The organism is Pseudomonas sp. Con_6, from assembly GCF_059379395.1.
The window spans coordinates 2,069,273-2,088,913 of sequence record NZ_CM182011.1 but is presented as its reverse complement, the minus strand read 5'-3'; the positions used below and the strand labels follow the sequence as shown (position 1 = coordinate 2,088,913).

Here is a 19,641-nt window from a genome sequence, read left to right as displayed (position 1 = left end):
CAAAAGCAACGCGGGCCTGACGTTGTGACGTCAGGCCCGCGTTGGGTTCAGCCCAGGATCAATGGGCGAAGATCGAGTTGCCCTTCTGCCCGGCGAGCTTCTCCGGTTTGATCAGGAAGCGCGCCAGTGCCGGCAGCAGCCACAGGGCACCGAACATGTTCCACAGGAGCATGAAGGTCAGCATCAGGCCCATGTCGGCCTGGAACTTGATGGCCGAGAAGATCCAGGTGCACACGCCGATAGCCAGGCACAGGCCGGTGAACAGCACGGCCTTGCCGGTGGAGCGCAGGGTCTCGTAGTAAGCCTCCTGCAACGGCAGGCCAGCGCGCAGGAAGCTTTCCAGGCGGCTGTAGATGTAGATACCGTAGTCGACGCCGATACCCACGCCAAGGGCCACCACCGGCAAGGTGGCGACCTTGACGCCGATGCCCATGAACGCCATGAGGGCGTTGCCCAGCACCGAGGTCAGCACCAGCGGCAGAACGATGCACAGGGTCGCGGCGAAGGAGCGGAAAGTGATCATGCACATCACCGCCACGCAGATGTAGACCAGGATCAGGATGGTCAGCTCGGCCGACTTGATCACGTCGTTGGTCGCCGCCTCGATACCGGCGTTGCCCGCCGCCAGGAGGAACTCCAGGCCGTCGCGGTTGTGGCTGTCGGCGAAGGTCTTGACCGCCTTGACCACCCCGTCGAGGGTCTCGGCCTTGTGGTCGTTGAGGAACACCAGCACCGGCGCCAGCGAGCAGTCGGCATTGTACAGGCCGTCGGCACGGGACACCGAGGTGTTCAGCACTTCAGGGTTGCGCGACAGGCTTTCCCATTTCAGGTTGCCCTCGTTCATGCCCTTGATCATCTGCTTGGACACGGTCACCAGGGAAATCGCCGATTGCACGCCCGGCGTGTTCTGCATGGTCCACATCAGTTCGTCGATGGGCGCCATGGTGTCGTAGGCCGAGCAGCCTTCGGTGGGGGTCTTGACCATCACCACCAGCACGTCGGAACTGGTGGAGTAGTTGTCGATGATGAAGGCGTTGTCGTTGTTGTAGCGCGAGTCCGGACGCAGCTCCGGCGCGCCCTGGTCGAGGTCGCCGATCTTCAGGTTCTGGCTGTACCAGAGGCCGCCGCCGAAGGCCAGCAGGGCCAGGACGACGGACACCGGAGCCACCTTGGCGCTGGCGAAGTTCGACAGCAGGCGCCAGAACGGATGCTCGCAGGTGGCGTCGCGCTTGCTGCGCTCGATGGCTTTCTTGCTGATGCCGACATAGGAAATGGCGACCGGCAACAGGATCAGGTTAGTGAAGACGATTACCGCCACACCGATGGAGGCGCCGATGGCCAGCTCGCGGATCACCCCGATATCGATGATCAACAGGGTGATGAAACCCACGGCGTCGGCGAGGATGGCGATCATCCCCGGCAGGAACAGCTGGCGGAAGGTGCGCCGTGCCGCCGTCAGCGCGTTGTCGGCGTCACTGGATTGCAAGGCGATGCCGTTGATCTTCTGCACGCCGTGGGAAATACCGATGGCGAAGATCAGGAACGGCACCAGCATCGAGTACGGGTCGATGCCGAAGCCGACCACATGCATCAGCCCCAGTTGCCAGACCACCGCCACCAGGGTGGTGATCAATACCGCCACCGTGCTGCGGATGCACCAGGTGAACCAGTACAGCAGGATCCAGGTGATGACGAAGGCGATGCCGAAGAAGCCCACTACCATCATCAGGCCGTCGATCAGGTCGCCGACCTTCTTGGCGAAGCCGACGATATGGATCTTCACGTTGGGGTTCTGCGCCTGGTACTTGTCGCGGATCTTCTCCTCCAGCTGGTGGGAGAACTGCTGGTAGTCCAGCTTGACCTGCTTGCCCGGGTCCTGCGGGTCCGGGTAGGACTCCAGCAGCGGTACGTCGACGATGCTCGACTTGAAGTTGTTCGCCACCAGGCGACCGATCTGTCCAGACTTGAGCACGTTGTTGCGCAGGGCGTCGAGGCTGTCCTGGGAGCCGTTGTAGGTGTTGGGGATCACCTCGCCGCCGGAGAAACCTTCCTCGGTCACCTCGGTCCAGCGTACCGCCGGGCTCCACAGCGACTTCAGCGCGGAACGGTCGACCCCGGGAATGTAGAAGACCTCGTCATGGATCTGCCGCAGCGTCTCCATGTAGTCCTTGTCGAAGATGTCGCCGTTGACCGCTTCCACCGAGATGCGCACGGTGTTGCCGAGGTTGGCCAGGTCGTTGCGGTGTTCGAGCATGTTCTGGATGAACGGATGCTCCAGCGGGATCATCTTCTCGAAGCTGGTGGAAGGACGGATCAGGGTGGCCTGCCAGAACAGGAACACGCTGACCAGCAGGCAGATGGCGATCACTGCCGGGCGGTTGTTGAAGATCAGGCGCTCCAGGGTGGTGGGCTTGTCCTGATGGTGTTGATTCATGCTGAACTGCTCCCGAGCTGTCATGGTTGCGCCCTCTCGGCACCGGTGGTGGCGGCGAAGTGCGCGCCGCCCTGCCCCACCAGGATCAGGTTGCCGTCGGACAGGCCACTGGCTCCAGCCAGTGCCAGGCGGTCGGCCCGGTTGAAGACGCTGAAGGTCACGCCGTCGTCGCTGCTGTGCAGGACGGTGCCGCCGTTACCCACCAGTACCAGACTGCCATCATCGAGAAGCGTAGCGTTTGACAGGCCAAATTCGAGCGGACCGCGGGCAGCCTGAAGATTGACCTGCTGCCAGGTGTCGCCAAAGTCGGTGGAGCGGTAGAGGTTGCCGCGCAGGCCGTAGGCCAGCAGGGTCTGGGGTTTGGCGGTGCCGATCACACCGAAGAACGAGCCCTCGTAGGGGCTGTCGAGCTTCTGCCAGGTCTGGCCGTCGTCGCTGGAGCGGTACAAGGTTCCCTGCTCGCCGACGATGAACAGGCCGGCGTCCTTGACCCGGGTGATGCCGTTGAGGTGCAACTGGTCGGGGTTGTCGAGGCGGTCGCCGACGTCCTGCCAGTGCTGGCCGCCATCGGTGGTTTCGAGCATGGCCCCATAGGCGCCGATGGCCAGGCCGTGCTGCGGGTTGTCGAACCAGACATCGAGCAGCGGTGCTTCGCGGGAGAGGTCTTCGAACTGCTTGGTCCAGGTGGCGCCGCCGTCGCTGCTGGCGAGTATCTGCGCATCGTGGCCGACGGCCCAGCCGTGCTTGTCGTCGACGAAGGTGACGGCGGTGAGCAGTTGTCGGGTCGGGACCTTGGCCTGGGTCCAGGTCTTGCCCTGGTCGTCGGAGAAGAGGATATGGCCGCGTTCGCCGACCATGACCAAGCGTGCACCGGCGTGAGTCACGTCGAGCAGCAGGCCCTTGTCGGCCTTGGTCGAGAGGGTCGACCAGACTTCGGTTTCAGGTGCCGTCGTCGCCGTGGCTGCTTCGATGCTGTTGGTCCAAAGGCCCATCGCCAGCAGCAATGCCGCGCTGGCCGCCAGTGTTAGAGGTCCGGTCACAGATCTGTCCCCCGATTATTGTTATGTGGGTCAATCCATCTGCAGGTACTGCGAAAAGCTTATTCCAGAGCCCTGCAATAGCTGATGGCCATCCTATCGGGGTTTGCGAAGGGCTGACAACGAACGGGACGTTATCTTTTGTTATCGGGAGATTGATGGTGTTGCTGAGGGCCTCATCGCGGGCAACGCCCGCTCCCACAAGGTTCTCGGTCAGCCACAAGATCCTGGCAAGACATAAAACCCTGTGGGAGCGGGCGTTGCCCGCGATGAGGCTCTCACTGACAACAAAAGAAAAAGGCCGCTTTCGCGGCCTTCTCTCACCTCAGGCGAGGCTCTTGCTCACCACCTCGAACACATCGCTGGACAGCGACCCGGAATCCCGGATCCGCTGCAGCTCGCCTTTCATCAACGCCTGACGCTTGTCGTCATACTTGCGCCAGCGGGTCAGCGGCGCCAGTTGCCGCGAGGCGATCTGCGGGTTCAGCGCATTCAGTTCGATGACGATATCCGCCAGGAAGCGATAACCCGAACCATCCGCCGCATGGAAGTTGATCAGGTTCTGCCCGGCGAAGGCACCGATCAGCGCGCGCACCTTGTTCGGGTTCTTCATGGTGAACGCCGGATGGGTCATCAGCTCGCGCACCCGCGCCAGCCCGCCCGGCAGGGTGCTGCCGGCCTGGACGCTGAACCACTGGTCCATGACCAGCGGGTTGTCCTTGAAGTGCTCGGCGAACGCCGCCAGTGCCTTGGCCCGCTCGGCCTCGAACGACGAGTTGACCAGCACGGCCAGGGCCGTCAGGCGCTCGGTCATGTTGTCGCAGGCGTCGTACTGCTCCAGGGTCGCTTCGAGGACTTCAGGCTTGCCGCTGAGCATCAGGTACGACAGCACGATGTTCTGCAGGCCACGCCGGGCGAAATGCTCGGCCTCGGCCACGTAGGCGGTCTGCCGCGACATGCTGCGGTTGGCCTGGTAGCGCGCCCACAGGCCATCGAACAGTTGCGCGGCCAGTTGCTGGCGGGCGAACTCGCGGGCGGCGTGGATGGCATCGACATCGGCGACTTCGCTGATCTCGGTGAGGTAGGCCTCGCTCGGCAGCGAAAGCATCTCGGCGACCATGGCCTGATCCAGGCTGTCATTGCCCAGCACACTGCCCAGGGCGGTGACCAGACGCTGGTCCAGCACCAGTGGCTCGCCCTTCTGGTGCTGGCCGATCAGTTCCTGAAGCACCTGTACCGACAGTTGCTGGCCGGCTTCCCAGCGATTGAAACCATCGCTGTCGTGCTGCATGAGGAACATCAGCTGGTCACGGTCGTAAGGGAACGACAGCTTGACCGGCGCGCTGAAGCCGCGCAGCAGCGACGGCAGCGGCCTGGCGGCGATATCGACGAAGGTAAAGGTCTGCTCGGCCTCGGTCACCGACAGCACGCGGGAGGTGCCATTGGCGGCGGCCTCGCCCTGCAGGCGCAGCGGCAGGTCGTTGCCCCGGGCATCCAGCAGGCCCAGTTCCACCGGGATCACGAACGGCTTCTTCTCCACCTTGTCCGGGGTTTGCGGGCAGTTCTGGCGGAAGGTCAGGCTGTAGGTCTGCGTGGCGGCGTCATAGGCCTCGCTGACCGCGAGACGCGGCGTACCGGCCTGGCTGTACCAGCGCTTGAACTGGGTCAGGTCGACACCGTTGGCGTCTTCCATGGCCTTGATGAAGTCGTCGCAGGTCACCGCCTGGCCGTCGTGACGCTCGAAGTACAGGTCGCTGCCCTTACGGAAGCCTTCGGTGCCCAGCAGGGTGCGGACCATGCGCACTACTTCCGAACCCTTCTCGTACACGGTCAGGGTGTAGAAGTTGGAGATCTCGATGAAGCTGTCCGGACGCACGGCGTGGGCCATCGGGCCGGCATCCTCGGCGAACTGGTGGGTACGCAGGTAGGCCACGTCCTCGATGCGCTTGACCGTGCGCGAGTTCATGTCGGCGCTGAACTCGGCGTCGCGGAACACGGTGAAGCCTTCCTTGAGCGAGAGCTGGAACCAGTCGCGGCAGGTCACGCGGTTGCCCGACCAGTTGTGGAAGTACTCGTGGGCCACCACCGCCTCGACCCGCTGGTGCGCGGCGTCGGTAGCGGTTTCGGCGCGGGCCAGCACGCAACTGGAGTTGAAGATGTTCAGGCCCTTGTTTTCCATGGCGCCCATGTTGAAGTCGTTGACCGCGACGATCATGAAGATGTCCAGGTCGTACTCGCGACCGTACACCTCTTCGTCCCAGCGCATGGACTTCTTCAGGCTGTTCATGGCGTGCTGGCATTTGTCGATGTTTTCCGGCTCGACATAGATACGCAGGGTCACGTCACGGCCCGACTGGCGGGTGAATGTGTCTTCGACGCACCACAGGTCGCCGGCCACCAGGGCGAACAGGTAGGCCGGCTTCTTGAACGGGTCTTCCCAGGTCGCCCAGTGCCGACCGTCTTCCTGCGGGCCGCTGCCCACCGGGTTGCCGTTGGAGAGCAGGACCGGGTAGCGGTGCTGTTCGGCGATCACGGTGGTGGTGAACGCACTCATCACGTCCGGGCGGTCGAGGTAGTAGGTGATCTTGCGGAAGCCTTCGGCCTCGCACTGGGTGCAGAACATGCCGCTGGACTTGTACAGGCCTTCCAGCGCGGTGTTGCTTTCCGGGTGGATGCGCACGCTGGTGTCGACGGTGAACTGCGCGGCGGTCGGCTGCAAGGTCAGGTGGCTGTCGCCGAGCTGGTACTCGCCGGCGCTCAGGGCCTGGTCGTCGAGAGCGACGCTCAGCAGCTCGAGCTGCTGGCCATCCAGCATCAGCGGCGGCAGGCCGGCACCGCGCGCCGGGTTGCGGCGCATTACCAACTGGGCGTGGACCAGGGTGTGGTCCTCGAACAGCTCGAAGGTCAGGTGGGTTTCGTCGATCAGGTACTCGGGGGCCTGATAGTCCTTGAGGTAGATCACTTGCGGCTGTTCGGTGCGCATGTGGCGGTCCTTTTACTGATGCACGGCCAGTTGATAAGCCGTGTACTTGCGAATGTTGATCACGCCGGTATCGAAGATCAGGTACTGGCCCTTGATGCCGAGCAGCGTGCCCTCGGCCACCGGGTTCTTGTCCAGGTTGAAACTGACGATCTTGCCTGGATAAGCCTCGACCGGATAGCGGATCTCCAGGGGCTGGCCATCGGTGAGCGGCTGGATCGCCTGCAGGCCGAAGCGCTCCTGCAGGCCACGGATGCCGTCGCCGCAACTGTCGAACAGTTGATCACGCACGGCAATCAGGTCCACCGGCTCGGCGTCGCCCTTGAGCAGCGCGCGCCAGTTGGTGCGGTCGGCGACCTGGCTGCGCAGCAGGTCTTCCACCAGCCCGGACTGCTGCCGGGTGGCGACCCGCAGGATCGGCAGGGCCTGGCTCGCGCCCTGGTCGAGCCAGCGGGTGGGCAACTGACTGGCGCGGGTGATGCCAACCTTGATCCCCGACGAGTTGGCCAGGTAGACCACGTGGTCGGTCATGCAGAACTGCTCGCCCCAGGACGGCTCGCGGCAGGTGCCAGCGTCGTAATGGCAGCGTTCGGGACTCATGATGCAGACGTCGCACTGGGCCAGCCTGGTCATGCACGGGTAGCAGTAACCCTGGCTGAAGCTGGTCTTGGTGCGCTTGCCGCAATGACTGCAGTGGATGGCGCCCAGGTATTCGAGGCGCACGGTCTGGCCGATCATCGGGTTGACCGGGACTTCGACCTCATCCAGGCGGAAGGCGTATTGCACGACCGGCGTCTCGAGACGCGCGGCCATCTTGCGAATGGAACCACGGCCGACTTCGATCAATGGATCGCATCCGACTTGAACAGGATGTTCGGCACGGTGATGGACTTCGAGGCGCATTCCTGCGGGCCCATGTAGCCGGTGCGCTGATCCTCGGGCAGGTTCTGCATTTCCCAGGCGATCACCGCCTGCAGGGACAGTTCGCGCTGCTCGCTGGTGAGCTTGCGCCCGTCAGCCCATTTGCCGATTTCCACGGCCAGCTTCAGGCTCTCGTAGATTTCCGGGGTGATGTTTTCGATCATTTGCGCAAAAGTGGACATAGCGTCTCCCAAATCAAGCCGTCAGTTTACGCCGGGCCAGCGCCCCGCCCAAGAGTCCGCTCAGGCATCCGACCAACAACCCGCCGACATGGGCGGCGTTGGCGATCTGGCCGAAGCCGAGCAGGCTGACCAGTCCGGACAGGCACAGCAGCAACCACACCAGCATCATCACCAGCACACCCTTTGGCATGCGGTACAGCGGGCTGGGCGCCAGCCACTGGTACAGCCAGACATGCCCGAGCAGTCCGTACAGTACGCCGGACAGGCCGCCGAACAGGCTCGGCCCACCGAACAGGTATTGCGCGGCGTTGGATGCCACGCCAATCACCAGGGTCAGCCCGAGCAGGCTGAATGCGCCCTGACGTCCTTCGATACGCCGGCCCAGTTCCCAGTACCAGAGGCCATTCATGGCCAGGTGGAGGATGCCGAAATGCACCAGCATCGGGCTGATCAGCCGCCACCATTGGCCGGCCTGCAGGCTGACCTCCAGCGGGGTGAAATAGACGTAGTCGCCCTTCACATGAAAATCGAGGAAGGTCAGCCAGCGCAGGGTTTCGACGTTGTCGCCGAACCCGGTCAGGCCGGCCACCACCAGGCACAGCAGGAGCACCGCCGCAGTAGCCTTGCTGGCGCGCAGTTGCTCGGCGACGCCGGGGCGCTGCGGCACCGGCTCTGGCGCTGGCAGCAGCTCGGGGTCGATATCGCCCTGAGGGTGCAGCTGATACAAACGCAGTGTCTGCTCGGCCCGCGATTCCTCGACCCAGAGCACCTGCGTGCCCTGTTCCTCGGTGACCCGGTGCGGCACCTGAAGGCGCCGCAGCAACTGGACGAAACCGCTCAAGTCGGCGTCCAGTGGCAGGCGCAGGATTTCAACCACATTCATTGACTGGCCTCCGGCCGTTCCACGTCGACCCAGACGAACTTGCGCGGGTCGATCCGGGTTTCATCGTCGAGCCGGTAGGCCACCAGCTTGCCGTAAAGCACTGCACTGTAGTCCAGGCAGGCCAGGTTGGCGCGGATCGGCGCCGGCTTGCCACTGCGCCAGTAGTGCCCGACGAAGAGCATCGGCTCGTCCTCGGCATAGCGCAGCAAGGCGTTTTTCTGGCTGTGGCTCAGCGGCGCGCTGGCCACCTCGGCCGGCAGGGCATCGGGCTGGAACACGATATCGCCGTAGGTCTGCGGGTCTTCCTCCCAGAACTTGGTGCGGAAGAAGGCCCGGGTCAGGCCGTCGCCACCGGTCAGGGTGAGGCCGTCCGGCAGGCGCATGTCGGTGCCGCGCAGCAGGCGGTTGCAAGCCAGGTGGGCGAAGGTGTCCGGCTGCGCCGAGGCGCGAACGAAGGCTTCGTCGATCAGGCCCTGCGGGTACTGCTGGCGCAGGGTGTCGATCACCCGGCCATCCCAGCAGGCGTGGACCAGGCGGAAGCGCCCGGCATCGACGAACAGCGGCAACTGGTAGAACCAGCCGAGGAAGTCGTGCCAGTCGCCGGGGTGATCGGCGAATTGGGTCAGGGTCTCGTCGATCAGCCGGGCATGACGCGGGGTGTGCTCGCGGACGAAGGTCTTGCCGCTGCCGGCCGGCGCCGGGGTGGTCCAGCCGAGAGCGTTGTATTCATGGTTGCCCATGATGCAATGGGCCTGACCGGCCTCGACCATGTCATGGACGATATGCAGGGCCTCGCGAATGCGCGGGCCGCGGTCGATGATATCGCCGAGGAACAAGGCCTGGCGCTGGGCATGTCGCCACACCCCGCCCCGGCGCTTGTAGCCGAGGGCGTCGAGCAACCGCTCGAGGGTGTGGGCACAGCCGTGGACATCGCCGATCAGGTCGAAACTGCGCGCGGGATCGAGCATCAGTCGCCTCCACCACCCAGGCGGCTGCCCCAGCCGAGCTTGGTCCGGCAGACCTCGTAGTAGTTGTGGTCCAGCGGATGGATCAGGCGCAGCTTCTGCGGCTTCTTGTTCACCGTGATGGTGTCGCCGGGCGCGCAGGTGAAGTGGTTCTGACCGTCACAGGAGACCTGCGGGTAGATGGTCATGTCCTGGGACACGACGATCTTCAGTTCGCTGTTGCCGTCGACCACGATCGGCCGCCCGGACAGGGTGTGCGGATACATCGGCACGATGACGATGGCGTCCAGCTTGGGGTGCATGATCGGCCCGCCAGCGGACAGTGCGTAGGCGGTGGAGCCGGTCGGGGTGGCGACGATCAGGCCGTCGGCCTTCTGGCTGCAGACGAACTGGCCGTCGATGTAGATCTCGAACTCGATCATCCGCGTCGACTTGCCCGGGTGCAGGACCACGTCGTTAAGGGCATCGCCCTGGCCGATGGCCTCGCCGTGGCGGCGCACTTCGGCCTGGAGCAGGAAGCGGTTTTCCACCAGGTAGTGGCCGTCGAGGACTTCGGCGACCTTCACTTCCAGTTCGTCGGGTCGGATATCGGTGAGGAAGCCCAGGCTGCCGCGGTTGATCCCGAGTACCGGGATGTTGTGCCGGGCCAGGGCACGGGCGGCGCCGAGCAGGCTGCCGTCGCCGCCGACCACGATGACCAGATCGCAGACCTCGCCCAGCAGCTTGCGCGAGGAGGTTTGCAGGCCGTGGCCGGGCAGGACTTCGGCAATGGTGTCTTCGAGAATGACGTGCAGGTGCCGTTCCAGCAGGAATTTTTTCAGTCGGCGGATGGTATCGAGTACCTGTGAGCTGCCGAGGCGGCCGATGATACCGATATTGCGAAATTGCTCCATGGGGCTCCTGCTAAGGCTCTGCTACATAGGAAAAGCACGGTTACGAACGCCGATTATGGGCCAGTGCCCCGGCTGGCGGCAAACGGGGCTATGCTCGCTGGATGAATCCGCTCGCCGCCCTCCATGCCCTGCCCCGTCATCTGCGCCAGCCCACGGTGCGTGATCTGGCCTGGGCCCTGCTGTCGCCACCGCTGCTGGCTGGGGCACCGTGGCCGCAGCGCCACCCGCTGAGTGCCAGCGGCTGGGTCGAGAATCCGGGACAGTTGCGCGACTGGCTGCTGTGCCTTGACCGCAATCCTGCACCGTTGCTGGACTGGTTGGCGCGCTCGGCCAGCCGACGCCTGGGCCTGTACTACGAACGGCTGTGGCAATTCGCATTGCAGCAGGCACCCGGCGTCGAACTGCTGGCCGCCAACCTGCCAATACGCCAGGGCGGACACACGCTGGGCGAGCTGGACATGGTGCTGCGCGACCGCGACGGCGTGCATCACCTGGAATTGGCGATCAAGCTCTACCTCGGTCCCGACGCGGGCGACGGCCACGACCCGGCGCACTGGCTCGGCCCCGGTTGCCATGACCGGCTGGACCGCAAGCTGGCGCATCTGGCGGCGCACCAGTTACCCATTTCCAGCCGCCCGGAAAGCCGCGAGGCCTTGGCAGGCCTGGGTCTGGATCGGGTCGAGGCGCGACTGTGGCTGGGTGGCTATCTGTTTTATCCGTGGGCTGTCCCTCCCGAGTCGCCCGATGGCGTGCATGCCGAGCACCAACGCGGACGCTGGCTGTACCAGCGCGACTGGGCCGCGTTCCATGCCGCCAGTGATGCCGGGAGCTGGCAGTTGCTGCCGCGCCAGTTCTGGCTCGGGCCGGCGCGGGTGGCGGCGGACGAGGTGTGGACGGCGCAGCATCTGCGTGACTGGATCGCCGCCCTCGATCCCCACGCCCAGGCGCAGTTGATGGTGCGCCTGATACCCGGCGCGGATGGGGATTGGCATGAGGCGGAGCGAGCGTTCCTGGTTTCGGACCATTGGCCTGACCTGCCTGCGCTGACCTTGTAGGCGCGGTTCTGGGGATCCACATCAAGGCACCCCAAACCCGGATGGTTTAGAGTTGAAGACAGCGCCACCAAGAGCGCAATCCCTGACCTGAAGAGGAATGTTCAATGAGCCTGACCAATACCCGGGAGCGCTACGGCACTCTGTCCGTGGCCCTGCACTGGCTGATGCTGGTGCTGCTGGCGGCTGTATACGCCTGCATCGAATTTCGCGGCCTGTTCCCCAAGGACAGCCCCGAGCGGGAATTGATGAAAACCCTGCACTTCATGCTCGGCCTGACCGTCTTCCTGCTGGTCTGGCTGCGTCTGTTCCTCAAGGTGACCCGGCCAACCCCGCGCATCGTGCCGGCGCCGCCCGCCTGGCAGACCGGCCTGTCGCATCTGGTCCACTGGCTGCTGTACGCCCTGATGATCGGCCTGCCCCTGGCCGGTTGGACCATCCTCAGCGCCGCCGACAAACCCATCCCCTTCTACGGCTTCGACCTGCCGGCGCTGGTCCAGCCGGACAAGGACCTGGCCCGCACGGTCAAGGGCTGGCATGAATGGGGCGCCACCCTCGGTTACTGGCTGATCGGCCTGCATGCCGTGGCCGGCCTGTACCACCACTATGTACGCAAGGACAACACCCTACGGCGCATGCTTCCGGGCAACGACTGAAACACCTCCCAATGATTTAGCAGGGACTGTGTGGGCGGGTTTACCCCCCTCCCACAGGGTCCGCGTTCTGTCCCCACGATTCATCCCCCGCCCCCTCCCCTCAACTGTCATGGTCTCGCGACCAGACAGTTTGGCGGCCACCCGCTGCCGCTGTACCGGTACATCCCCCGCCGCTGTTCCTAATCTGCACGTGTTCATCAGGCACGGACGCTTCTGTCACTGCGAAACACCCCACCTGAGCGTGCAATAAAAAGGAGCAGCAATTGAAAACTGATGAAACGGTCGTCGTCACCGGAGTGACGTCTGGCATCGGGCTCGCTTGTGCCCGAATGCTCATCGAGCAGGGATGCAAAGTTATTGGAATCGGACGTCGGAAAGAACGGCTTGATCAATTGGCCGATGAATTCCACGGACGTTTTCATGCACTGGACTGTGATGTTCGCGACAGTCTTGAGCTGAACAAGAAGTTGAATGATCTGCCCGACGAATTCGCTGCCATCAGCAAACTCGTGAATGGCGCCGGACTGTTGCAAGGCCAGGGAACTTTGCTGGATGTCAGCGACGAGCAGATATCCACCATGCTCGACACCAATATCCACGGCCTGATCAACGTGACCCGTGCAGTACTGCCGAAACTGATCGCCAGCGGTCATGGCCACGTGGTCAACCTGACCTCGATCGGGGCCCATGTGCACTACCAGGGCGGGCATGTGTACGCCGCCTCGAAGGCCTTCGTCGATCACTTCGGACGCTGCCTGCGCACCGAACTGGTGGGCCGCCGGGTGCGCCTGACCAGCATTGCGCCCGGCAAGACGCGCACCGAGTTCGCCCTGGTGCAGTGCGCCGGCGACCAGGAAAAGGCCGACCGCGTGTACAGCAGCCTGACCCCGCTGGAGCCAGAGGATGTCGCCCGCGCGGTGCTCTGGGCCCTGCAGCAACCGGAACACGTGAATATCAACCTTATTGAACTTGTGCCTGCTGACCAGGAACTTTCGTATCGGTGATTCCATGAGCCAATCTCTCGCGAAGTATTACGTCAGAAACAAACTTACCCATAAGTTGATCAGCAAGCGTGTGTTGTCGCCGATTTCCCTGTCGCAACAACCACCGGCCGACCTGGTAAAGGCACTGTGCATCGAAGAGGAAGTTTCCCGGTTGTCGGCGGTGTATTCCCGCTTCCAACGGGATGATGATGAAAAGACCGGTTTGCCGCGTTATATGCCGTTCTATCGTTTCATCCAGTCGAAGTTCCCCGGCTTTCAATGGCAAGTGCGCAATAGCGAAGGCAAGAAGACGCTGATCCTCGACAAGCCTTATATCAACCAGAGTCGTCCATCGTTGTTGAACCTGTTGTTGTGCGCGGTCAACGACAATACCGTCACCACCCCGGCACTGAAGGTGCGCTACCCGGCCATGACAGTTCTGCCGGACGCCCTGGTGGTGGACCTGGAGCGCGCCTTCGAGCGTCTGTCGTTCACCAGCTCGGCGCCGCACTTCATGGCCCGCTTCGCCGAAACCCTGGCCAAGGGCCTGGCCGGCGAAACCATCACCCTGGTCTCGCCGGTGTGCCCGGACTACGGCTACGAAAGCAAGAACGGCCGGCTGCGCTACACCTTCGACCACCTCGGCGAAGGCATCGGCCTGGTGGCCAGCCGCGTGGTCAAGACCCTGCCCGACCTGCAGGCGGTCCTGCGCAAGCACGGCATCGACGCGCGCATCGCCATCGGTGGCGGCGACTTCGAAGGCTTCGACGAGTCGACCCTCAACCGTCTCAAGGAAACCCGTGAAGGCTTCGCCCGCAAGCTGCGCATCAGCCAGGCCAAGATGCTCGACATCCTCGGCCCGCAGACCGAGTCGATCATGATCGCCGAGGCCGCCGGCGGCGAAGCGCAATGGCGGGCAATGACCGCAGACGCCGAAGAGCGCCTGGCCAACCGCGACAACGGCTGCATCGTTGAAAGCGACCTCGACTACGCGGCGATCTTCAACGCCCGGCTGCCGCTGTACCAGGCCTGGCACCAGAACCGCAGCAACGAGGAACTGATGCGCATCCTCTACGCCCAGGGCGCGGAGTACGCGGCCATCGGCCAGGTGTTCGCCGGGCAATGGCGCAACCCCATCGTCATCGGTGCCGACCATAACCGCATGCAGCCGTTCTACTGGTTGTACAGCGACATCCCTGTCCTTTACCTGACGCGGGTGTACTGATGAGCCAGCGAGAAACCACTCACTATTGCCAGTACGGCCCACAGGGCAACGTCCGCGCCAGCTACGCCCACCTGCCATTCCAGCCGCTGTGGACCTGGCTGACCGGCAAGGGCCAGGTGCAGGATGCCGACGCCCTGAAGGCACGGATGGAGCGCACCGGCGAGTCCTTCCTGCGGGCTCACCTGGCAATCACCTGGGCAACCATGATCGGCCTGGTGCTGCTCGGCAAGGCGGTGCTGGACGGTGCCTTCCATCCGCTGCTGTCGGTGCTGCTGGTACTGGCCGCCTGGGTGCTGATGGTCAACCGCCTGCGCAGCATGCAGGCGACCTTCCACTACCTGACCCATGGTGCGGTGCTCAAGGACAAGGCGCGGGCCCAGCGTTACGCCCGTTTCTTCCTGACCACGCCGCTGCTGTACCAGGACTGGGACACCTACAACCAGAGCCATGTGCGCGAGCACCACAACATTCACGTGTTGTGCACCGACATCGACCCGGACCAGTGCTTCATCGAAGCGCAGGGCTTCCACCCGGGCATGCCGGAACCGACCTACTGGTGGCGGGTGATCAGCACGCCGTTCCGCCCGGCCTACCTGCTGCGCCAGTGGCGGGCGACGCTGAACGACTGCTTCGTGCGGCCACCACGGGACGAAGTGCGCTTCCGCCTGGTGTTCTGGGGCGCCCTGCTGGCCCTGCTGTGGGCTACCGACTGCCTGGCGGCGTTCGGCCTGATCTACGTGATCCCGCGGGCCGTGCTGTTCGAGCACTCGATGTGGCTGCAACTGTTCACCGAGCACCTGTGGTTCTACCAGCGCGAAGCCGGACGGGGCGACAAGCCGCATTACGGACGCCTGACCTGGGGCCGCTTCCAGGGCCGCAAGCCACCCCGCGGCGGTCTGGTTGCCTGGGCCACGTGGCTGCTCAAGGGCCTGTTGCTGGACGTGCCGGTGCGCCTCTACGTGTACCCCCAGGACCTGCCCAACCACGACGCGCATCACCGCCGTCCCAACGTGCATTACCGGCATATCGCCAACTACCGCGCCAGCATCGAGCAGCAGCCCTCCAGCTACGGCCCCTTCCTCGAAGTCTGGGGCTTCATGGCCGGGCTGTACCTGATCCGTGACCACATGTGCCGTGGCGTTCGCGAGCCCTTCGGGCCGCTGCAAACCACTGCCGACGACCTGAACGACACGCTGTACCCACTCGCCGATTCTCAAGGAGCCTGATCATGCAAGAGACGATTCAAACGGCAAGCCAGCAACTGAACAGCAGCGCCTACGCGGCCCTGAATGCCGCCCAGCTGTTCTCCCGGGAAGACCTGGCCTACATGGAAGAAGCCTGCCAGGTAATCCCCAAGACGATCATCGAGATCGGCGACGTGGGCGAGCAGAATTTCCTGTCGGTCGGCCGCTTCATGGAAGACATCAAGGGCCAGTTGCCGGTGTACCGCAACGACCCATGGGGCAAGCGCGTGGTGGAGATCCTCTCGTCCGGCAAGAGCCGCGAGTTCTTCAACGGCATCATGGGCGGCGAGTGCTACATCCGCCGTTGCCAGGCCAACAAGCTGGAAGCCGGCAACTTCATCGGCAAGCACATCGACACCTACAGCAACCTGGAATACCGCTACTCGGTAGTGATCCAGTTCGGCAAGGACTATGACGGTGGCGAGTTCTTCGTCGACTACGAAGGCAAGGAAGCCCTGCTCAAGACCGGCTACGCCGACGTGCTGATCAACCGCTGCGAGATTCCCCACGGCGTGCGCAAGGTGGAAAGCGGTACGCGCACTTCCCTGGTGTTCTTCCTCAGCACCAGCCCGCTGGACAAACCGAACCTGAACAACAAACAGATCTGACCGGCGTGCGCCTGCGTCCATGAGGGACGCAGGCCTTACCGGTAAAGCCAGAAGGAACCGTTGCAATGACGCAAAGTACAGTCGCCAGCTACCAAGACACCAAGAACCAGGACCTGCAGGCCTATTTCCTCGGGCTCATCTCCGTCGCCGCCTTCGCCATGACCCTGCCGGCGGCGAAGATGCTCGCCGGGGACCTGAGCGCCCTCCAGGTCGGCTTTTTCCGTTCCGTACTGGCGGCGCTCGCGGCGATTCCGTTCTTGATCATCGGCCGCGCCAAGTTGCCCAACGGCTCGCAGATCAAACGCATGCTGCTGACTTCCACCGGCATCGTCTACGGCTTCCCGGTGCTCACCGCGCTGGGCATGCAGTACGTGCCGGTCAGCCACGGTGGCGTAGTCCTCGCCGCCCTGCCGCTGTCCACCGCGATCTTCGGCACCTTGATCACCGGCACCCGGCCGTCGAAGGCGTTCTGGGCGGTATCGAGCCTGGGCTTCCTCACCGTACTGGCCTACACCGTGGTCAAGTCCGACGTGCAGGATATCTACATCGGTGACCTGGCCCTGCTCGGCGCGGTCATCCTCGCCGGCTTCGGCTATGCCCAGGGCGGCGCGCTGTCCAAGGAACTGCCGGGCTGGCAGGTAATGTGCTGGACCCTGGTGGTCAGCCTGCCCGTACTGCTCCCGGTGAGCCTGTTCCTCTATGACGGCGAAGCCATCGCCAACCTGCCGGGCCAGGGCGTCGCGGCCCTGCTGTTCCTGGCCCTGATCAACTCGCTGCTGGGCTTCTTCTCCTGGAACCGCGCCCTGGCCCTGGGCGGCATCCAGCGCATCAGCCAACTGCAACTGCTGCAGCCGTTCTTCACCTTCGGCTTCTCGATCTGGCTGATGGGCGAAACCTGGAACTGGCTGACCCCGGCGGTGTGCGCCGTGGTGATCGTGCTGGTGTGGCTGTCCAAACGCATTTGAATACCGCGCGCGCCGGGCAACCGGCGCGCGTCTTTCGTCCCTGTACCCGATGGAATCCAAGTGATGAGTGCTCCGAGTTTTTTCCGCCCCGGCACCGAGCCCCCCGAGCCACCACCGCCGTGCATCGTCCACCACGCCGAAGGCGTGGTAAGCCTGCTGGCGTTGCAGGCGGGCGAACGGGTGCTGGATATCGGTTGTGGCGACGGCTGCCTGAGTGCGCAACTGGCTAGCCAGGGCGCCGAGGTGGTGGGCTTCGATGTCAGTCCGGAGCGGGTGCTGGCTGCCCGGGCACGGGGCCTGGAGGTCAAGCGCGGAAACGCCGAGGAGCTGTATTTTCATCAGGAATTCGATGCGGTGTTCAGTCATGACGCCCTGCACGAGATGCACCATGCCGACCTGGTCGCCTGCGGCGCCTTCATGGCCCTCAAGCCGGGCGGGCGTTTCGTTGGCGAGTTCGCCGGAAGCGGCCACGCGGCACTGATCCATCGCGCCCTGCATGGCGCCCTGGAGCGCCGCTCCATCGACTCGCGAGGCATGCACCACGCCTACCTGCCCACCGCCCATGAATACCAGATGGTGCTGGAGCAGGCGGGCTTCCACATCAACCACATCAGCTGGTTCGAGCAGCCGGCGGTCCTCGACCGGCCCATCGGCGAATGGCTCGAGCACCACTACGGCCACTACCTGCGCGCCGTGCCGCTGGCGCTGCGCCCGGCGTTTCTTGAAGAAGTCAGTGAAGAACTGGTCGGCGACCTGCTGGATTCCTGCGGGCGCTGGACCGTTGATGCAACCCGGCTGCGGTTCCGCGCCCAACGCAAGGCCTGAACCATGACCGAACTTTTAATCAGTCGAAGCGGGATCAACCACATGCCCATGCAAACCAATGGATTGGCGCTGAAGTCCTTCTATGCCGACACCCGGATCTGGTCCGGCCAGGACGGCAAGCCGCTGTACTGGATCGACGACCTGAGCCTGGCGGTCAACGGCTCGGAAATCTTCGAGGATTCGATCATCCCCAGCCTGCGCGACAACGACGTGGTGCAGATCCTCAATGGCGTCATTTATTCCTTCGAGGACCTGGGCAAGGTGAGCACGCTGGCGGACTACTTCAAGCGCTGGCAGTTTCGCTGCATAGATGGACATCGAGGAATTGCCGGAAACGTGGGTCGTTACAGTGACTGACGTTGAGGCGCAGGTACTGGTCGTACGCGCGGGTGTTGCTGAACAGTGAGCCCGGGGCCAGGAAGATGCGCTCGTCGTGCGCCTGCTCGATGAGCCGGCGAAGGTCCACATGCGCAGGGAAGCGCGCCCAGAGGAACAGGCCTTCGGCGGTCCCCTCCTCGAATTCCACGCCCACCTTGCCCAGCCACTCCTGGGCGCGGGTACGCTCTTGCATGACCCGTTGGCGCAAGGCATCCAGGTGATGCTGGTAACGCCCTGACTCCAGGGTGTAGGCGACGATGGTCTCGTCCAGCGACGAGCCGCACAGCACGTTGTACATCTTCTGCTCGACCAGACGCTCGACGAACGCCGGCGGCGCCACCACATAACCCAGGCGCAGCGCGGGGCTGAGCACCTTGCTGAAACCACTCAGGTAGAACGTCCGGCTCCACTCGTCGAGGCTGCTCAGGCGCAGCGTCTGCCTGGCGCACAGGGCGCCGAAGATATCGTCCTCGACGATATGGAAATCGTATTTCTGCGCCAGCGAAAGAATCTTGAAGCCCTTGGCCGGCGACGTGTTGCCGCCGGTGGGGTTGTGCACCAGGGTCTGGGTCAGGAACAGCTTGGGGCGATACTCGGCCACGATCGCTTCCATCGCCTCGAGGTCAGGACCATCGGCGGTGCGCGGCACGGTGATGATGTTGAAATCGCGATCCTTGATCAGCTTGAGTTGCAGCAGCAGGTAGCTGGGATCTTCCACCAGCAGGTAGTCGCCGGGTTCGAGCATCATGTTGCGGATCAGGGAGAAGGCATGGGTGGCGCCGATGGTCACCACGATCTGGCTGCTGGAGGCGTTGATCTGCAGTTCGCGCAGCTTCTTCGCGATCACCGAGCGCAGTTCCTGGCTGCCGGCCGCCGGGGCCGGCACGCTGCACGACAGGGTGCTGCGGATCAGTCGCCCGGTGACCGAGGCCGGTACCGCGTCCACCAGCCAGGATGGCGGCAGGTAGCCAGAGCTGACCGGGGTGTCGTACTGCGACGGGTCCAGCGCCCGGTAGAGGAAGCCGGCGTGCAGGCTGGACGGCGGAATCATCCGTTCCGGGTCCTTGCTGCCGGCCGGGCCGGTGGGCAGGATGTAGTAGCCGGCGCCCGGACGGGACTCGATGATCCGCTGCGCGACCAGGTCCTCGTAGGCACTGCTCACCGTGAAGATACTCACGCCCAGCTGCTTCGACAGGGCCCTGACCGAGGGCAGGCGGCTGCCCTGGACCCACTGGAAGGCGTCGATGCGGCCGATGATTGCGCTACGGATCTGGTCTACCAACAGCACCTTGCTGTTGCGGTCTATCTCGAACATTGCCCTTTCCTACTAAAACGGTCGCCGCGTCGAAAAACGTGTGGCCTTTTGCTGTCAGATTACACCAGTCTCCGGGGTTTCCCGCTCAACGCCAG

18 protein-coding genes are annotated in these 19,641 nt (G+C 64.0%); 9 read left to right on the top strand and 9 right to left on the bottom strand.

The features are described from left to right. Positions 1-58: 58 nt before the first annotated feature. The 8 genes from AC5QPF_RS09440 to AC5QPF_RS09405 form a co-directional block, all read right to left on the bottom strand. Positions 59-2,434, bottom strand: a complete 2,376-nt coding sequence (locus tag AC5QPF_RS09440; RefSeq protein ID WP_494962959.1) for an MMPL family transporter — start codon at positions 2,432-2,434, stop codon at positions 59-61. A 20-nt stretch (positions 2,435-2,454) separates the two neighbouring features. Continuing rightward, complete coding sequence (locus AC5QPF_RS09435; protein WP_494964147.1) at positions 2,455-3,426, bottom strand: YCF48-related protein; 972 nt, start codon at positions 3,424-3,426, stop codon at positions 2,455-2,457. A 370-nt stretch (positions 3,427-3,796) separates the two neighbouring features. After that, positions 3,797-6,454, bottom strand: coding sequence for an aminopeptidase N (gene pepN / locus AC5QPF_RS09430; protein ID WP_494962958.1), 2,658 nt, complete (start codon positions 6,452-6,454; stop codon positions 3,797-3,799). A gap of 12 nt (positions 6,455-6,466) precedes the next feature. Next, positions 6,467-7,297 carry a DUF2797 domain-containing protein gene (locus AC5QPF_RS09425; RefSeq protein ID WP_494962957.1) on the bottom strand — a complete coding sequence of 277 codons (831 nt, stop codon included), beginning with the start codon at positions 7,295-7,297 and terminating at the stop codon, positions 6,467-6,469. Continuing rightward, a complete protein-coding gene (locus tag AC5QPF_RS09420) occupies positions 7,294-7,554 on the bottom strand; it encodes a YeaC family protein (protein WP_330077720.1) in 261 nt (86 codons plus the stop codon). The genes AC5QPF_RS09425 and AC5QPF_RS09420 overlap by 4 nt, the downstream gene beginning before the upstream one ends. Positions 7,555-7,567: 13 nt before the next feature. Beyond that, on the bottom strand, positions 7,568-8,437 hold the full coding sequence (locus AC5QPF_RS09415) for a rhomboid family intramembrane serine protease (RefSeq protein ID WP_494962956.1): 870 nt from the start codon (positions 8,435-8,437) through the stop codon (positions 7,568-7,570). Further along, complete coding sequence (locus tag AC5QPF_RS09410) at positions 8,434-9,405, bottom strand: metallophosphoesterase (protein WP_494962955.1); 972 nt, start codon at positions 9,403-9,405, stop codon at positions 8,434-8,436. The genes AC5QPF_RS09415 and AC5QPF_RS09410 overlap by 4 nt, the downstream gene beginning before the upstream one ends. Next, on the bottom strand, positions 9,405-10,295 hold the full coding sequence (locus tag AC5QPF_RS09405; protein WP_330077717.1) for an NAD(+) kinase: 891 nt from the start codon (positions 10,293-10,295) through the stop codon (positions 9,405-9,407). Before AC5QPF_RS09405 ends, AC5QPF_RS09410 begins: the two co-directional genes overlap by 1 nt. Before the next feature lie 101 nt (positions 10,296-10,396). On the opposite strand from AC5QPF_RS09405, the gene AC5QPF_RS09400 reads away from it, so the two are divergent. The 9 genes from AC5QPF_RS09400 (at position 10,397) to AC5QPF_RS09360 (ending at position 18,210) form a co-directional block, all read left to right on the top strand. Further along, on the top strand, positions 10,397-11,350 hold the full coding sequence (locus AC5QPF_RS09400) for a DUF1853 family protein (protein WP_494962954.1): 954 nt from the start codon (positions 10,397-10,399) through the stop codon (positions 11,348-11,350). A 104-nt stretch (positions 11,351-11,454) separates the two neighbouring features. After that, on the top strand, positions 11,455-12,003 hold the full coding sequence (locus AC5QPF_RS09395) for a cytochrome b/b6 domain-containing protein (protein WP_494962953.1): 549 nt from the start codon (positions 11,455-11,457) through the stop codon (positions 12,001-12,003). Positions 12,004-12,332: 329 nt separating this feature from the next. Continuing rightward, positions 12,333-13,007, top strand: coding sequence for an SDR family NAD(P)-dependent oxidoreductase (locus tag AC5QPF_RS09390; protein WP_494964146.1), 675 nt, complete (start codon positions 12,333-12,335; stop codon positions 13,005-13,007). Positions 13,008-13,080: 73 nt separating this feature from the next. After that, on the top strand, positions 13,081-14,211 hold the full coding sequence (locus AC5QPF_RS09385) for a hypothetical protein (protein ID WP_494962952.1): 1,131 nt from the start codon (positions 13,081-13,083) through the stop codon (positions 14,209-14,211). Beyond that, on the top strand, positions 14,211-15,437 hold the full coding sequence (locus AC5QPF_RS09380) for a hypothetical protein (RefSeq protein WP_494962951.1): 1,227 nt from the start codon (positions 14,211-14,213) through the stop codon (positions 15,435-15,437). The genes AC5QPF_RS09385 and AC5QPF_RS09380 overlap by 1 nt, the downstream gene beginning before the upstream one ends. Positions 15,438-15,439: 2 nt before the next feature. After that, the gene (locus AC5QPF_RS09375; protein ID WP_494962950.1) at positions 15,440-16,063 is read left to right on the top strand and encodes a 2OG-Fe(II) oxygenase; all 624 of its coding nucleotides are present in this window, start codon (positions 15,440-15,442) and stop codon (positions 16,061-16,063) included. Between the two features lie 65 nt (positions 16,064-16,128). Then, a complete protein-coding gene (locus tag AC5QPF_RS09370; RefSeq protein WP_494962949.1) occupies positions 16,129-17,028 on the top strand; it encodes an EamA family transporter in 900 nt (299 codons plus the stop codon). Positions 17,029-17,091: 63 nt separating this feature from the next. Next, complete coding sequence (locus AC5QPF_RS09365) at positions 17,092-17,853, top strand: methyltransferase domain-containing protein (protein ID WP_494962948.1); 762 nt, start codon at positions 17,092-17,094, stop codon at positions 17,851-17,853. A 42-nt stretch (positions 17,854-17,895) separates the two neighbouring features. Next, complete coding sequence (locus tag AC5QPF_RS09360; protein WP_494962947.1) at positions 17,896-18,210, top strand: hypothetical protein; 315 nt, start codon at positions 17,896-17,898, stop codon at positions 18,208-18,210. Here AC5QPF_RS09360 and AC5QPF_RS09355 read toward each other — a convergent pair. Next, entirely contained in the window at positions 18,137-19,546 is a 1,410-nt protein-coding gene (locus AC5QPF_RS09355; RefSeq protein WP_494962946.1) for an aminotransferase class I/II-fold pyridoxal phosphate-dependent enzyme, read from the bottom strand. The two genes, AC5QPF_RS09360 and AC5QPF_RS09355, sit on opposite strands and share 74 nt — an antisense overlap. Between the last annotated feature and the right edge of the window lie 95 nt (positions 19,547-19,641).

Coding starts and splice junctions, on each gene's coding strand:
- AC5QPF_RS09440 (WP_494962959.1), bottom strand. CDS start 2,434: ATGAATCAACACCATCAGGACAAGCCCACCACCCTGGAGCGCCTGATC.
- AC5QPF_RS09435 (WP_494964147.1), bottom strand. CDS start 3,426: ATGGGCCTTTGGACCAACAGCATCGAAGCAGCCACGGCGACGACGGCA.
- pepN (WP_494962958.1), bottom strand. CDS start 6,454: ATGCGCACCGAACAGCCGCAAGTGATCTACCTCAAGGACTATCAGGCC.
- AC5QPF_RS09420 (WP_330077720.1), bottom strand. CDS start 7,554: ATGTCCACTTTTGCGCAAATGATCGAAAACATCACCCCGGAAATCTAC.
- AC5QPF_RS09415 (WP_494962956.1), bottom strand. CDS start 8,437: ATGAATGTGGTTGAAATCCTGCGCCTGCCACTGGACGCCGACTTGAGC.
- AC5QPF_RS09410 (WP_494962955.1), bottom strand. CDS start 9,405: ATGCTCGATCCCGCGCGCAGTTTCGACCTGATCGGCGATGTCCACGGC.
- AC5QPF_RS09405 (WP_330077717.1), bottom strand. CDS start 10,295: ATGGAGCAATTTCGCAATATCGGTATCATCGGCCGCCTCGGCAGCTCA.
- AC5QPF_RS09400 (WP_494962954.1), top strand. CDS start 10,397: ATGAATCCGCTCGCCGCCCTCCATGCCCTGCCCCGTCATCTGCGCCAG.
- AC5QPF_RS09395 (WP_494962953.1), top strand. CDS start 11,455: ATGAGCCTGACCAATACCCGGGAGCGCTACGGCACTCTGTCCGTGGCC.
- AC5QPF_RS09390 (WP_494964146.1), top strand. CDS start 12,333: ATGCTCATCGAGCAGGGATGCAAAGTTATTGGAATCGGACGTCGGAAA.
- AC5QPF_RS09380 (WP_494962951.1), top strand. CDS start 14,211: ATGAGCCAGCGAGAAACCACTCACTATTGCCAGTACGGCCCACAGGGC.
- AC5QPF_RS09375 (WP_494962950.1), top strand. CDS start 15,440: ATGCAAGAGACGATTCAAACGGCAAGCCAGCAACTGAACAGCAGCGCC.
- AC5QPF_RS09370 (WP_494962949.1), top strand. CDS start 16,129: ATGACGCAAAGTACAGTCGCCAGCTACCAAGACACCAAGAACCAGGAC.
- AC5QPF_RS09365 (WP_494962948.1), top strand. CDS start 17,092: ATGAGTGCTCCGAGTTTTTTCCGCCCCGGCACCGAGCCCCCCGAGCCA.
- AC5QPF_RS09360 (WP_494962947.1), top strand. CDS start 17,896: ATGCCCATGCAAACCAATGGATTGGCGCTGAAGTCCTTCTATGCCGAC.
- AC5QPF_RS09355 (WP_494962946.1), bottom strand. CDS start 19,546: ATGTTCGAGATAGACCGCAACAGCAAGGTGCTGTTGGTAGACCAGATC.